The sequence below is a fragment of the Terribacillus aidingensis genome (assembly GCF_040703035.1).
Classification (GTDB): domain Bacteria; phylum Bacillota; class Bacilli; order Bacillales; family Amphibacillaceae; genus Terribacillus.
Window position 1 is genome coordinate 2,772,681 of the sequence record NZ_CP159996.1, and the last position, 14,324, is coordinate 2,787,004.

Below are 14,324 nucleotides of genomic sequence, written 5' to 3' on the forward strand. Positions count from 1 at the left end.
GTCTCACCTCTATCCTTATTTGCTCACATTTACTAAATTTCGTTCGATACGAGTCAGCTTGGTTTTAATCGAGCTGTCGTAGATTGTATTGCCGATCCGTACTTTCAAACCGCCTAGCAGTGTCGGATCAATCTTGTTATCGATGGAAACAGCTTGTTTGCCGAGCTTTTTCGCAAATGTCTCTGCCACTGTCTGACGTTCCGCTTCGGAAAGCTCACGGACAGAATAAACTGTCGCTTGTGCAGTTCCTTGCTTTTCGTCATACAACGTTTGGAAAGCATCCGCCACTTGCGGGATACTGCTGATACGTCCAGCATCCAAAAGCAGTTTCAACGTATTGCGAACTTCGATGCTTCCTGCAGCGAAGCTAGTTTCGATCAATGCTTTCTTTTTGTCCAAGCCAATCTTAGGCTCTGAGAGGAATCGGAGGAAAGCAGCATCGTTTTGTGCCACTTGCTTCGCTGTGTGCAATTCCGCTCGCACGGTTTCCACGATATCGCGGTTCTCTGCCACTTCGAACAGCGCTTCTGCGTATCGTTTTACAATGGTCACATCACGCATAGCTTATCGCTCCAATTCTTTCACATAGTCACTAATAAGCTTGTCCTGATCGTCGGAAGAAATTTCTTTCTCGATGATTTTGCTTGCAATCTGTACGGAAAGGGATGCCACTTGTGCTTGCAATGCTTGCATTGCTTTTTCCTTTTCGTTGGCGATATCTTCGACCGCTGCGTCTTTCAGGCGTTCAGCTTCACGGCGCGCTGTAGCAATGATCTGCTCTTCCTGCTGCTGGCCCGCTTTTCTTGCTTCTTCTATGATAGATTGTGCTTCTGCACGTGTTTGTTTCAATTCCTCTGCTGCAGTTTTAGCTGCTGCTTCGGCTTCCTTGCGGCTAGCTTCTGCCGTATCAATCTCATTTGAGATATATTCCTGGCGGTCCTGCATGACTTTCAATAAAGGCTTCCATGCGAACTTCTTAAGAAGCGCCAGCAGGATGATGAAGCTGATAAGTTGAATCAACATGCTACCGATAGGTAATCCACCTACTGCAGCACCAATCGTAAGTGTTTGCAACTGTGCCACTCCTTTCGAGCTAAACTATCTTTTTCCCGATTTATCCGGGGCCTTACAAAAAGAATGGCGAATATTCAAGATATAGAATTTCGCCATTCATTCAAATTATAGAGTACTTGCGATAGGTGAATTACATTACCATGAACGCGATAACTAGGGCGAAGATAGGAATAACCTCTACTAGTGCGACACCGATGTACATTGTAGTTTGAAGTCTTCCAGCAAGCTCAGGCTGTCTTGCGATCCCTTCTACTGTGCGGCTAACGATCAGACCGTTACCAATACCTGCGCCTAGTGCGGCTAAACCAATTGCAATTGCAGCTGCTAATGAACTCATGTTTAAATTTCCTCCTTGTATTTAAAAACTGATTAATGTGCTTTTGAAACTTTGTGCGACATGTAAACCATTGTCAGCACTAGGAATATATAAGACTGGATTGTCCCGATGAAAAGACTGAAGCCCTGCCATGCGATCATCGGCACGAATGCCAATACTGTCGTAAATGGCGGGTTAACGCCAGCCAGAGACTCCCCAATCAAGGATAACAATACTTCCCCTGCGAAAATGTTACCGAAAAGACGCAATCCGAGTGTCAGTGTATTCGCTGCTTCCTCGATTAAGTTCAATGGAAGCAAGAACGGCACCGGACGAATGTAGCCCTTGAGGTATTCTTTTCCGCCAAGAATCTTGACACCATAGAAGTTGGTGAGCAAGATGACCATCACTGATAATGTTAGTGTGGTTGCTGCATCGGATGTCGGTGATTTCCACCAAAGATTATGGTCTTGACCCACGACAACCATGATGATGACACCAAGCATGTTACTCACAAAGATGTACATGAAGAGCGTCAGACCGAGCGGCAGGAATTGTTTGCCTGTTTTCCAGTCCATTGCGTCGCCAATCACTTTCTTTACGAAGTCAACTAGCATCTCCATCACGTTCTGGAAAGCACGAGGTCTGCGCTGCAGATTCCTGCTGCCCATTACACAAAGGATAAAGACGATAACAGAGGAGATGATGGTCATCAGAGATGTCGACAAGTTGAAGTCGAGCCATTCGATACCGAATGCATTATTCCACATTGGTGATCCGTGATTCAATTAATTTCACCTCTTTCATTACTAGTCTTTTAAACTCGTGAAGAAACTATCTATAAAGATAATGATGTAGCCAGCAGCTAAACCAATAACTACTGCAATAAGATGGAAATAAGCGTCAAAACGAAGTGCGAGCATCACAGCCAACACAGACGCTGCCATGCGGGAAAAGGTGCCTAAGGCTGGTATTCTGCCATGTGTAGCGACAGCTTCAGTGAACTGTCTGATCTTCCGTTGAAGAAGCCACACAGAGAAGAAGCTGACGGAGGCCCCAAGAAACAAGCCGAGGAAAATGCGCTGGTACGGAGTGAAACCCGCTCCAAGCATCAAAAGTGCCAGTAAATATAGCATCCATTTGAGTTGTCGTGCATGGATCATCTTATTGACTTGCTGCATCTTCATTACTCCCATGCGTGTAAGACGTACATTTACTGCTTATACTTATGTATGGAAAGCGGTAAATACGAAAAGATGGATCAACCTGCAAACCACATATAAGACATATAATTGCTTGTCCACCATTGTTCTTTCTTGCGCCGGTGTTTTACATGATCTGTAGGGACGCTGCGCGCAAACCACGCCTCACTTATGATACAAGCTGCCCACCACACGCAATGTATAGAATACAATAGGCCTATTCGTGGTGTCAATACAAGATTGTGAAATAAATTACAAAGTTAATAATTTCCTTCCACAACAACATTGGATACGCTTCCACGAAAGCAATTAAGCAAAGGACTATCCGTCATCAAACGCATAGGCCTCCGCTTACTATTATATAGGATAATCAGCTGTTCATATATGACAATTCTGTGACATATAATTCACTTACTTGTACTATTTCACGAGCATCCGGTCTGACAAATAAAGCGGCAGTTCCGTGGTCACATACTTTCCATCATTAAGACGAAGCTGAATCAAAGCCAGATAGACTCCGGGTTTTCCGGCTTCCCTCTTACTCAGTCTCCCCTCCAGCAGCCCTGCATCCACTTGTTTTTTGGTCAGCAGCTTTCTGTTATAAATAAGTGTATCTGGGTCATACAAGTCTATTCGGAGTTCAGCCGCTCCTTCAGGCAAATAGATTTGATAGTGGTAGGCACCTCTTCTGTCAAGCGGTTTCCATTCCATTTCGAGCCCCATTGCCTTCGGGTAATCAGCGTTTTTTAAGAGGAATAAGTAAGGGATCTGTACTTCCTGTTTCCCAAATCGGGCTGATACATATCCTTGGTGGACACCAGCTTCCTGTATATCAGGATTGACAGAGATACTTATTTTTAATCGTTTCGTTTCATGAGGCGCTAGCTTGACTGCCAATGGTACCTTCCAGCGTATACCACTCACTGCTTTAGGCTGATCGAATTGCAGATGCTGCTGGACGTCGCTTACATTATGGACAGTAAGTACGTATTCTGTTTCTTGCTTTGTATCAATCTTTCCGAATCGAATCAGAGGATTTTCAATGATGACTGGCGTAGAGATTGCTTTGGATGGCTGCATTTTCCCCATGCCTTGTTCAATCGGGGCATAGGGCTGCCCATCTGGCTTCAGGAGCTGCTGTGCCGTTGTAAGCAGCGCACCTATTTGCTGCTCATCAGTCCATTCTGGATGCGCTTCTTTAACGAGTGCCAGGGCTCCTGCCACATATGGCGCAGCCATACTCGTACCCTGTAGAGCTTGATAGCCGGATTGGGGGACAGTACTCCATACAGGAGCGCCAGGCGCAGCTATTTCCGGCTTGATGGCCCAGTTCCTAGTAACAGGTCCTCTCGAACTGAATGCAGCCATTCTATTCTGGAGCTCTATTTGCTTCGCCGACAGCTGTGCAGTCTGCACATTTTTTAGGAGCCATAATCCATCCCGCTTTGTGACGGCTGCCACAGGGATTGAAACTGGCTTTTTGCCATCCTGGATGGATGCTTCCAAAGGACCGCTCCCATCGTTATAAATGAGGACAGCTGCAGCATTCGCTTGCTCCGCAGCTCTAGCTTTTTCTGCAAATGGTATTTTTCCTCTTTTGAAGACGACAATTTTTCCTGTTGCATCCGGAAGCTGCCTTTCTCCCGTACCGCCATCCATTATCGGCAAGGAACGCCGCTGCTTCCACTCAACAGCTCCTTGAAGCGGCAGAATCGGAATCAGTTTCTTATAAAAACGCTCGTACAGGACAGCTGTTTTCTGCGGTGTGGTAACAGCACCGACAGATAATGCTTTCGTGGCAGTTGCAGGGGAACCGACTGTCCAATTAGCAGGACCTTCATTCCCATTTGCTGTTACGACGATCACGCCCAGCTCCACTGCTTTATTCACTGCCAGGCTGGTCGGCCAATCCGGTCCGTTCACAGAGCTTCCCAACGACAAATTGATGATATCCATCTTATCTTCGACCGCTTTTTCAATAGCCGCAATCACTTGGACTGATGTTCCTGTACCACCTGGTCCCAGTGCCCGATAGCTATAGATGTCAGCATCCGGGGCAATACCTTTCATTTTTCCATTTGCTCCGATAATGCCAGCAACATGGGTCCCATGAATTGTCGCTTCTCCTTCTTCAGGTTTTGTCTCCATCGGATCGTCATCCCAGTCAACAACATCAAAGCCGCCTTTGTAATTCTTTTTCAAATCAGGATGGGTGTAATCAATACCAGTATCGATGACACCGACTTTGACCCCTTTCCCGGTAACACCCGCAGCACTAGTCCCAAGGAACTCCTGCGTCACAAATGGAACTTCCGCTTTTCTTGTTTCTGCTTTATAGGTATGCACCTGATGGATATTCAGCAGGTGACTGTGCTGGGACAAGTCATTCAGCTGCGCGTCCGTTGCGCGCAGTGCCAATCCTTGGAACAAGGTGTCGAATTCTTCTACGACTTCGATAAAAGGATAATGCATCTCTAAATACTCCCGATAGGCAGATACATCTCCGTCCAATTCAATAATAACCGTCCTCTGCTCTGCTGCTTGAACCGGCTGAAAACCGAAGATGATACATACACATATGAACAGTAAACTTAATCGCTTCACAGCCTCTCCCCCCTCGTGCCATTAGGATGCACGTGTGAAGATTCCCTATGCAAAAACCAGCTGCCCTATTTAGGATCAGCTGGTTGGAAAGGTATAGGCGGCTGCGATTGTAAGCCGAAATAAAATTGAAGATAATCGGCAATACGAATCGAAGCTCGTCCATCTCCATAAGGATTGGACGCTTGTGACATTTCTTCATGTGCTTGACCATCACGAAGAAGCTTGTCTGCCATATTGAAAATGGTCTTTTCATCTGTACCGGCAAGTTTTAATGTACCTGCCTCGATACCTTCGGGCCGTTCTGTCGTATCACGAAGTACAAGCACAGGAACTCCAAGCGACGGCGCTTCTTCCTGGACACCACCAGAATCTGTGAGAATCAAGTAAGCCTGGGAAGCAAAGTTATGAAAATCAATCAGCCCTAGCGGCTCGATCAGTTGAATTCGATCATGGTTCCCGAGGATTCGATTCGCTATGTCACGCACTGCTGGATTCAAGTGCACCGGATAGACAATCAATGTGTCTGGATGAGCATCAGCAATCCTTCTGATCGCAGTGAACATATGCTCCATATTCTCACCAAGATTTTCCCGACGGTGGGCTGTGACAAGCACTAAACGTTTGCCAGCAGCTTGTTCCAGGATAGGATGCTGATAATTCGGGTCGACAGTAGTCTGTAAGGCGTCAATTGCTGTATTGCCTGTAACAGCAATAGCTTCCACGCTCTTATTTTCATTAAGCAGATTTTGCCGTGCTTGAGCTGTCGGAGAGAAATGAAGATCTGCTATCACACCAGTCAGCTGCCGATTAAGCTCTTCCGGAAACGGTGAATACTTGTTCCAAGTACGCAACCCCGCTTCCACATGCCCGACAGGGATCTGATTATAGTATGCAGCCAGTGATGCTGCAAAACTAGTTGTCGTGTCCCCATGTACAAGCACGATATCCGGCTTTATCTCTTGATATAGCTCGTCCAGCCCTTCCATCACCTTTGTAGTGATATGTGCCAGGCTTTGCCGTGCTTTCATGATATTCAAGTCATAATCAGGAGTGATGTCAAATATGGTTAGTACTTGATCGAGCATTTCCCGCTGCTGTGCAGTCACCGCGACAATCGTGTCGAACTGCTCTGACCGCTTTTTCAATTCAAGAACAAGCGGTGCCATCTTGACTGCTTCAGGACGTGTCCCGAAGACAAGCATGACTCTTTTTTTACTTGGTGCCATACAAACGATCCCCAGCATCGCCAAGACCTGGTACGATATAGCCGTGTTCATCAAGTTTTTCATCCATTGCAGCTAGGTAAATATCTACATCCGGATGTTCTTTCTTGATCACTTCCACGCCTTCAGGAGCAGCAATTAAGCACATTAGACGAATCTGTTTCGCACCGCGCTTTTTCAAGGAGTGAATCGCATCATTAGCAGATCCGCCCGTTGCAAGCATCGGATCGATGACAATCAATTCACGTTCTTCAATATCAGATGGGAGTTTGATATAGTACTCCACTGGCTGCATTGTTTCCGGATCTCGGTACATACCAATATGTCCGACACGCGCAGCAGGGATCAGGCGCAGGATTCCTTCCGTCATACCAAGACCCGCACGCAAGATCGGTACAAGTCCGATTTTCTTCCCAGCAAGTACCTTCGTTTTCGCTTCTACGACAGGTGTTTGAATCGTTGTCTCTTCCATTGGCAGATCACGTGTGATCTCAAACGCCATAAGCGCAGCAACCTCATCCACCAACTCACGGAACTCCTTCGTACCTGTATTCTTATCACGTATGTACGTAAGCTTATGCTGAATTAACGGATGATCCAAAACAAAAACATTACCCATTTCCGAACACTCCCTCTAAAAATATTCAAATCTTAACCAGTATACAGAAAGAGAAAAAGGAACGCAATGAAAATAAGGAAAGCAGAAGAGACCGTTTAGGGGACAGAGAGGTTAGTGAGATAGCAGGAATTAAGCAAAACCAGAAAAACGAAAAAACATTAGAAAAAGAGCCTGGGACATAACTAAAATGAACAGTGATCCTTGGCACCGCTTCGGCAGAACACTCCGCTTGGCTAGATAATCAAATAAAAAACCGAACTTACGTAAATCTCCTTAGAAGATTCACGATATAGTTCGGTTACAACTATTTAAGGCACTTATGTCCCAAACTCAATCACAGTAATACTCACTGGAATTCTTATTTTTTCACCTGGATTTCACAGGATCATCAGTAGACTATGTCTATAAAATAGGAAGCCAGATCCCATATTGCTGATAGCAGTAAAGATTGCAAGTATATTATTCCCCATCGTTAAAAAGTTTTGAACTGTTACCACTTCTCTTTCTGTTTCAATCTTATGACTTTTTAAGTTCCATAGAAATAAGCTTGTCATCATCAGCAATGGGAGGCCAATCCCCGTGGACACATTTTTGTGTTTCGACAAAATAACTATATCATCTCAATTATAATAAAGAAAGAAAGACAGCCGCTCATGCGACTGTCTTTCTTCAATTACTTATAAAGCGGGAAACGATCAGCCAACGCTTTGACGCGGCCTTTCACTTCCTCCAATTTCGCTGCATCATCATGATGCTTCAATGTTGTAGCGATGATAGCAGCAAGCTCGTCCATTTCCGCAAGCTTGAAGCCGCGGGTAGTGACTGCTGCTGTACCGATCCGCACACCACTTGTGATGAATGGACCTTCTTTATCAAATGGAATCGTGTTTTTGTTCGTTGTCACACCGACTTCATCCAATGCATGCTCTGCGTCTTTACCTGTAAGACCTAGTTTGCTTACATCAAGAAGAAGCAGGTGGTTGTCTGTACCGCCAGATACAAGACGGACGCCTTCTTTTGTAAGGCCTTCCGCAAGACGCTGTGCGTTATCAACAATCTGCTGCGCATAAGCTTTGAAATCATTATCCAGGATTTCTTTGAAGCTTACTGCTTTCGCTGCGATTACATGCATCAATGGTCCGCCTTGCATTGCTGGGAAGACAGCTTTATCGATCTGCTTAGCGTACTTCTCTTTTGTCAAGATCATACCACCACGAGGTCCGCGCAATGTTTTATGCGTTGTTGTTGTCACAACATCTGCATAAGGAACTGGCGATTGATGTACGCCTGTTGCTACAAGACCAGCGATATGCGCCATATCAACCATAAGATAAGCACCGACTTCATCAGCAATTTCGCGGAATTTCGCAAAATCGATTTCACGCGGATAAGCACTTGCTCCAGCTACGATCAGCTTTGGCTTTACTTCAAGTGCTTTTTCACGTACGACGTCGTAGTCAAGCTGCTCTGTTTCCTGATCCACACCATATTCCGTGAAGTTATACAGCTTACCGCTGAAGTTCACTGGACTGCCGTGGGTCAAATGGCCGCCATGACTGAGGTTCATCCCAAGAACCGTATCGCCTGGCTCCAAAAATGCGAAATAAACAGCCATGTTTGCCTGTGCACCGGAGTGCGGCTGTACATTGGCATGCTCTGCACCGAAGATTTCCTTTGCTCGGTTAATTGCGAGATTTTCTGCTACATCAACATATTCACAACCGCCATAATATCTGCGGCCTGGATAGCCTTCCGCATATTTGTTTGTGAGTACGGAGCCTTGCGCTTCCATGACAGCCTGTGATACGAAGTTCTCAGAAGCGATCAGCTCGATTTTGTCGTGCTGGCGCCCTCTTTCGTCTTCTATAGCTTGGAATAGTTCTGGATCATTCGCTTGAATATGTTTCATCGAAACATGCCTCCTCGTGTATTGTTGATGTATGTCGTAGCCGGTGTTTTAGTCAGGGTACACAGCCCTCACGCCGCCGATCAGTTTAGGTCTTGTGTAAGCTGTATTGATCCGGGCACCGCCGATATACCGCTGTTTGAGACGGAATGGCACTGCAACAGGCTTCAGATGCATCCCGATCATCGTTTCCCCGATATCAATTCCGGCATCCGCCCGGATATCTTCGACCAACACAGGATTCTCAAACTGCTCATAAGCGCAAGCAGCCATCGAACCACCGGCTCTTGCAACAGGTTTCGCGGAAACTTCGGTTAAACCGTATTGCCGACTGATATGCTTCTCTACTACAATAGCACGATTTAGGTGTTCACAGCACTGAAATACGAGATTTATGCCAGTTTCTTTTTTCAGCCATTCCAGCTGCTGGTAAAGCAGTTCTGCAATTTCCATATTTCCTGCACTGCCGATTCGCTCACCAGCTACTTCGCTTGTCGAACATCCGATCAAGAATAAATCTCCCTTATGCAAATGCCCACAGGAAGCAAGCTCCCTTACAACAGTTTTAATATGATCTGCGATTGCTTTCATGTATACCCTCGCTCTTTACTTGCTTTCGTACTCTGAAATTTTGTTGACGCGGTTTTGGTGACGACCTGCTGTAAATTCAGTTCCAAGCCACGTTTGAACGATTTCGCGTGCCAGTCCTGGCCCGATTACACGTTCACCCATTGCCAGCATGTTGCTGTCATTATGCTCACGCGTTGCTTTTGCGCTGAATACATCGTGCACGAGTGCTGCACGGATGCCTGATACTTTGTTCGCCGAAATACTCATACCAATACCAGTACCGCAAATCAGGATACCGCGATCGAATTCGCCGTTTGCTACTCTTTCTGCAGCTGGAATTCCGTAATCCGGATAATCAACGGAGCCCTCACAATCACAGCCTGTATCTACAAATTCAATATTCAACTCAGTTAAAAGATCTGCAATTTCCTTACGAAGATTTACTCCACCGTGGTCTGATGTTAGAATCACTTTCATTTTCTTCATCCTTCCTTCCGAATTCCGCGTGATGCACGGATGATTGTTGTGTAAAATGGAATTGTTTCATTTGTTCTCTGAGCCTGCCAGCTTGTTCCTCGAGTGATGCCGATAATTGCTCCAGGTTATGCATGACAGATGCTTGCTCCTGAACAGAAGCACTTACTTCCTGCGCTCCGGCTGACGCCTGCTCAGCAAGTGTCGCCACACCTTTGGACTGATCTGTAACCGAAGCAATTTCTTCTCGTTGCTGCAAGGTCAGCTTGCCGATTTCCTGAATCGACGTAACAACGTGTGTAATCGCTGCCGTCATTTCCTCCATGACGACACTGCTTTCGGAGCCTTTTTCTGCCTCAGTCCGTGCCAGTGCCAATTGCTCGTCAATTTCCGTAACAACTTGTCCAATGTTCTGCTGGATCTCTTTAATATTAACAGAAATGTCCTGTGCTGCCTGTCTGCTTTCATCCGCCAGCTTCCGAACCTCTTCAGCTACTACTGCGAATCCCCGTCCCTGTTCGCCGGCACGCGCCGCCTCGATAGAAGCATTAAGTGCAAGCAGATTAGTCTGTTCCGCTATATCACTGACAAAACGGATGATCTCTTCGATTTTTGAAGCGTTCTTTTCGAGCTGCTTAACATTGCCGATTGAATGCTCCTGTTTTTCTGCGATCATTTGAATTCCCTGTACCAAATCCATTACAACTGTCTGGGAACTATGCAATTTTCCAACCATCCCATTGGATAGTTCCTGTGACTGATCCGCTTTAGTCCGGACATCCTCTGACAAGGCTGTTGCGTTGTCGAGTGATTGCACAATGCTGCCGACCGCACCTGATGTAGATTGCGCTCCTTCAGCCATCGTCTGCATAATTCCATCAATCTCAATGACTTTTTCAGATGCAGTCATTGTTTCAGACTGGATCTGTCTGGCGTACTGATCATTCGCTTTTGCATTTGCATCAATGTCTGAGATCATTGACTTCAGGTTATGAAGCATTTTCTGAAAAGCGCGTGTCAAAGCACCAATCTCATCATTCGAAGGAACAACCTCCCATTCTTCCTCCAGGCTGCCGTCAGCAGCTTTTGTTGCAACCTTTTCCAAATCCTTCAACGGCTTCGTGATAAAGCGGGCTGCAGAAAAGGCTAGGATCCCGGTCCATAAAACACCGAGAAATAGTGTGAGAAGAACCAGTACCGGACCGGCAACATCCCAATATTGCTGTACAAAGGGATGCACAATATAAATGAATAATGCACTCACACTATAGGTGACCAATGCGAGAACTGTGGCGAAAATCGCCAGTTTGAGACGCAGACTGAAGCTTTTCATGACATAATCCACCATCCATGCTGATATTTTGGTATGAGAGTCTTTTTACCTACTTCTCATTGTGAATCTTTTCTGCCAATTTATCAACATAGAAATCCAATTCCTTCAGCGTCGTGCGGTACACTTCAACAGAACGCCCGAAAGGATCCATGATATCCGCTGCAGGCATACTTGCTTCAAGCTCCTGAATATGTGCGATCTCGTGCTGGTGGGCGCGCATGAATTCCCTTTGGAATGCAGCAGGGTCTCCAGAAAAACTGCTGGCGAACCGGACACGTTTCGTTTCCAGATCAGCATACGCTTCCTGCAATGATTTCCAAGCAGCTGCCGCCTCCTGAGACGCATATTCCGGCAAGGTATACAGTTTTTCAGCCGCATAAGGATACTGTTCCAGCAATAATTGTTTATGCTGTTCCGTCATCGTCAGGATCAAATCGGCCCAATCCACACGCTCTCTCGTCACAGGCTTGGATTGGTGACTAAACAGTACTCCAGCCTCCTCCATGACCGTTACCGCCTGATGAGAGGCCGGTGACCCGTCATGTGCGAATATACCAGCGGACTGTACCTCCACCTGCGGCAGCCGTTTGCGCACAAGTGCTTCTGCCATCGGGCTTCTGCACGTATTGCCAGTACAAACAATTAATAGTTTCATCCAAATATCTCCTTGCTTCTAGAATGGTTCTACTAGTAGTATACAACAGGTGAGGCATTCTTACATCGTCATGGACATCTGCACGAATCCGGTAATATTTATCATATGAAAAGGAACGTCACACTGGACGTTCCCTTTTTGCTTATATTCTTCCTGTCGCTGCCTTTTCGAGCCTATTCATGATAGCTGCACCGACTCCATGCTTCTCGAAGCTTTCACAAAGGATGACAGTTACATCTGATTTCTTGAAATGCCTGAGCGCATCGTACAGATGCTCTGCTACTGTGGAGAGATCGCTTCGTGTGCCGCAGATTTGAATCCGTTCACTCTGCAGCATTTGCGCAAGCTCCTCTGTCGCAATAATGCCGACCTTCTCACCTGCTTCAGTAAGCTTGTCCGCGTGCAGCTGCATCTCTTTGTCCACTAAATATAGCGGAGCTTCTGGTGCATAATGGGTGTATTTCATACCTGGTGCCTTTGGTTTCTCTTTCTCTCCGCCAGCTAGTCCAGGATCCACCATCACTGTTCCGATGACCTCTTGGATCGCTTCAGCTGTCACTCCGCCTGGCCGCAATATGACTGGCACTGCTTCCGTACAGTCAACCACTGTGGACTCCAGGCCGATTCCAGTCGGGCCACCGTCCATGATCCCGGCAATTCGTCCATCCAGATCATGGACTACGTGTTCAGCTTTCGTCGGGCTGGGTCTGCCTGATATATTCGCACTCGGTGCTGCAATCGGTAACGCTACTTCCTGCAAAAGACGTAAGCCAACCGGATGACTCGGTATCCGGATACCAATTGAATCTAGTCCAGCACTGACATTCGCTGCAACTGTCCCTTTGCTCTTCAATATAAGCGTAATCGGCCCAGGGCTGAATGCCTCTAGAAGTTTATAAGCAACATCAGGGATATCTTCAACAAGGTCTTTCAGCTGCTCTTTGTCAGCCACGTGGACGATGAGCGGATTATCAGACGGACGGCCTTTTGCCTCGAATATTTTCCGGACGGCTTGTTCATTTGTTGCATCAGCGCCAAGACCATAAACTGTCTCGGTCGGAAAAGCAACAGCCTCCCCTTTTTTAAGAAGAGCTGCTGCCTCCTCCATCGCTATTTTATCGAAGGACTGCTGTAACACAGTCCAATGCTTCGTTTCCATCATGGATCAGATGCTCCTTTTGCTAATATCACTAAGAGCTATGATACCACATAGACTGACAATCCCCAATGTCAGAGCGCCTTCTCCCAAAAGCCATGTCTAGCTTCAAATCCATACAGAGCCATTAGTTGGTCGAGCGTTTCATGGTGGCTGATCAGCCGCAGACTGCTCGCTTCCCGCCTTCTTGCTTCTATGCTGGCAAGCTCCATACAGGTTAAAATGATTGTCCCGTTAGCTGGCGGCTTTACGTACATGGAATGCACGCGCAGAGCCTCGCCATGCTGTTCCAAACAGAAAAACGCCCGCCATCCTTCTTCCGCCTCTATGATATAACCCTCTTCATATAGTTTCTGCTGCTCGAGATTCCACCGGGGCAGGCTATTCTCAAAAAAAGCATCCAGCTCGGACAGCTCGCACGCTTGAGCAGGTATCAATTGCATAAAAAATCCTCCCGTCTAGCAGTTATTACTAGATTATATGAACGGGAGGAATAGAATATGATCCTAGCTGAACCATTCTAATAGAAAGAACTTCACTTTAGGCTTTTCTTCTTCTGCTGGCGCTTCCGCCACTACTTCGACTGGCTCTGCATCTGCATTCTCTTCTGCTTCTGCTACACTTGTACCGCTGGAGAAGTCCAGAAAGCAAAGCGGCGGGAAGAGCACACACCACCAGTTTTCGCCTTCACCTTCTCCAAGTGTGATCAATACTGCCTCATACTGCCCTGCCGGATAAAGATAGGTTCCGTAAAGCTTTGCCGGAAAAGAAATCTCATCACTGTACTCCACGTTGAACCCTTGGCTCTTCCCTTGTTCATTCAGCACACGAGCGACCGTCTTCTTAATCTCAGGCAGCTGCTCTTCAATAAGTGCCCGCGCCTCTTCAATATCCGTCATATCCTTCACCCAGCTATTGATCTGTGCATTCACTTCATCCCGGATCAAGCGCTTCAGCTGCTGATCACCATCTGAATTGCTATTTGCCAGAATACGGAGACGTATTGCTTCATCCGGAATTTCTTTCACTGCTTGGGAACTATTGCTCACCTGCGCTTCTGTGCCATTTCCCGGATATAAAATATATAAAAATAATAGAACGATTGCAGTCAGGGAAAAACAAAGCTTCTTCATATCTGGTACCTCTTTCCTTTTTGTGTGATGGTACCAGTATGAACATGCTGGGAGGAATT

General features: G+C 46.4%; 16 protein-coding genes. All 16 read right to left on the bottom strand.

What is annotated here, in order from left to right; all coding sequences use genetic code 11:
- Positions 1-15: 15 nt before the first annotated feature.
- The 16 genes from ABXS78_RS14465 to spoIIR all read right to left on the bottom strand — a co-directional run bounded on the left by ABXS78_RS14465 (position 16) and on the right by spoIIR (position 14,265).
- Positions 16-561, bottom strand: coding sequence for a F0F1 ATP synthase subunit delta (locus ABXS78_RS14465; protein ID WP_366247791.1), 546 nt, complete (start codon positions 559-561; stop codon positions 16-18).
- Positions 562-564: 3 nt separating this feature from the next.
- Positions 565-1,023, bottom strand: coding sequence for a F0F1 ATP synthase subunit B (atpF, locus tag ABXS78_RS14470; RefSeq protein WP_095221238.1), 459 nt, complete (start codon positions 1,021-1,023; stop codon positions 565-567).
- Positions 1,024-1,204: 181 nt separating this feature from the next.
- A complete protein-coding gene (gene atpE / locus ABXS78_RS14475; RefSeq protein WP_077307123.1) occupies positions 1,205-1,411 on the bottom strand; it encodes a F0F1 ATP synthase subunit C in 207 nt (68 codons plus the stop codon).
- Between the two features lie 32 nt (positions 1,412-1,443).
- Complete coding sequence (gene atpB, locus ABXS78_RS14480) at positions 1,444-2,178, bottom strand: F0F1 ATP synthase subunit A (protein WP_095220936.1); 735 nt, start codon at positions 2,176-2,178, stop codon at positions 1,444-1,446.
- Positions 2,179-2,199: 21 nt separating this feature from the next.
- Positions 2,200-2,571, bottom strand: a complete 372-nt coding sequence (locus tag ABXS78_RS14485) for an ATP synthase subunit I (RefSeq protein ID WP_366247792.1) — start codon at positions 2,569-2,571, stop codon at positions 2,200-2,202.
- A gap of 441 nt (positions 2,572-3,012) precedes the next feature.
- Complete coding sequence (locus ABXS78_RS14490; RefSeq protein WP_366247793.1) at positions 3,013-5,196, bottom strand: S8 family serine peptidase; 2,184 nt, start codon at positions 5,194-5,196, stop codon at positions 3,013-3,015.
- A 65-nt stretch (positions 5,197-5,261) separates the two neighbouring features.
- A complete protein-coding gene (wecB, locus tag ABXS78_RS14495) occupies positions 5,262-6,422 on the bottom strand; it encodes a UDP-N-acetylglucosamine 2-epimerase (non-hydrolyzing) (RefSeq protein WP_366247794.1) in 1,161 nt (386 codons plus the stop codon).
- Complete coding sequence (upp, locus tag ABXS78_RS14500) at positions 6,409-7,038, bottom strand: uracil phosphoribosyltransferase (RefSeq protein WP_366247795.1); 630 nt, start codon at positions 7,036-7,038, stop codon at positions 6,409-6,411. The genes wecB and upp overlap by 14 nt, the downstream gene beginning before the upstream one ends.
- Before the next feature lie 673 nt (positions 7,039-7,711).
- Positions 7,712-8,947, bottom strand: coding sequence for a serine hydroxymethyltransferase (gene glyA, locus ABXS78_RS14505; protein ID WP_366247796.1), 1,236 nt, complete (start codon positions 8,945-8,947; stop codon positions 7,712-7,714).
- A gap of 48 nt (positions 8,948-8,995) precedes the next feature.
- Positions 8,996-9,535, bottom strand: coding sequence for a TIGR01440 family protein (locus ABXS78_RS14510; protein WP_366247797.1), 540 nt, complete (start codon positions 9,533-9,535; stop codon positions 8,996-8,998).
- Between the two features lie 15 nt (positions 9,536-9,550).
- Positions 9,551-9,991, bottom strand: coding sequence for a ribose 5-phosphate isomerase B (gene rpiB, locus ABXS78_RS14515; protein WP_366247798.1), 441 nt, complete (start codon positions 9,989-9,991; stop codon positions 9,551-9,553).
- A complete protein-coding gene (locus ABXS78_RS14520; protein WP_366247799.1) occupies positions 9,945-11,321 on the bottom strand; it encodes a methyl-accepting chemotaxis protein in 1,377 nt (458 codons plus the stop codon). Before ABXS78_RS14520 ends, rpiB begins: the two co-directional genes overlap by 47 nt.
- Positions 11,322-11,370: 49 nt before the next feature.
- Entirely contained in the window at positions 11,371-11,976 is a 606-nt protein-coding gene (locus tag ABXS78_RS14525; RefSeq protein WP_366247800.1) for a low molecular weight protein arginine phosphatase, read from the bottom strand.
- A gap of 142 nt (positions 11,977-12,118) precedes the next feature.
- On the bottom strand, positions 12,119-13,135 hold the full coding sequence (locus tag ABXS78_RS14530) for an L-threonylcarbamoyladenylate synthase (RefSeq protein ID WP_366249951.1): 1,017 nt from the start codon (positions 13,133-13,135) through the stop codon (positions 12,119-12,121).
- A gap of 71 nt (positions 13,136-13,206) precedes the next feature.
- The gene (locus ABXS78_RS14535) at positions 13,207-13,575 is read right to left on the bottom strand and encodes a hypothetical protein (protein ID WP_366247801.1); all 369 of its coding nucleotides are present in this window, start codon (positions 13,573-13,575) and stop codon (positions 13,207-13,209) included.
- Between the two features lie 63 nt (positions 13,576-13,638).
- Positions 13,639-14,265: a stage II sporulation protein R gene (spoIIR, locus tag ABXS78_RS14540; protein WP_366247802.1), complete on the bottom strand. Its 627-nt coding sequence runs from the start codon at positions 14,263-14,265 to the stop codon at positions 13,639-13,641.
- Between the last annotated feature and the right edge of the window lie 59 nt (positions 14,266-14,324).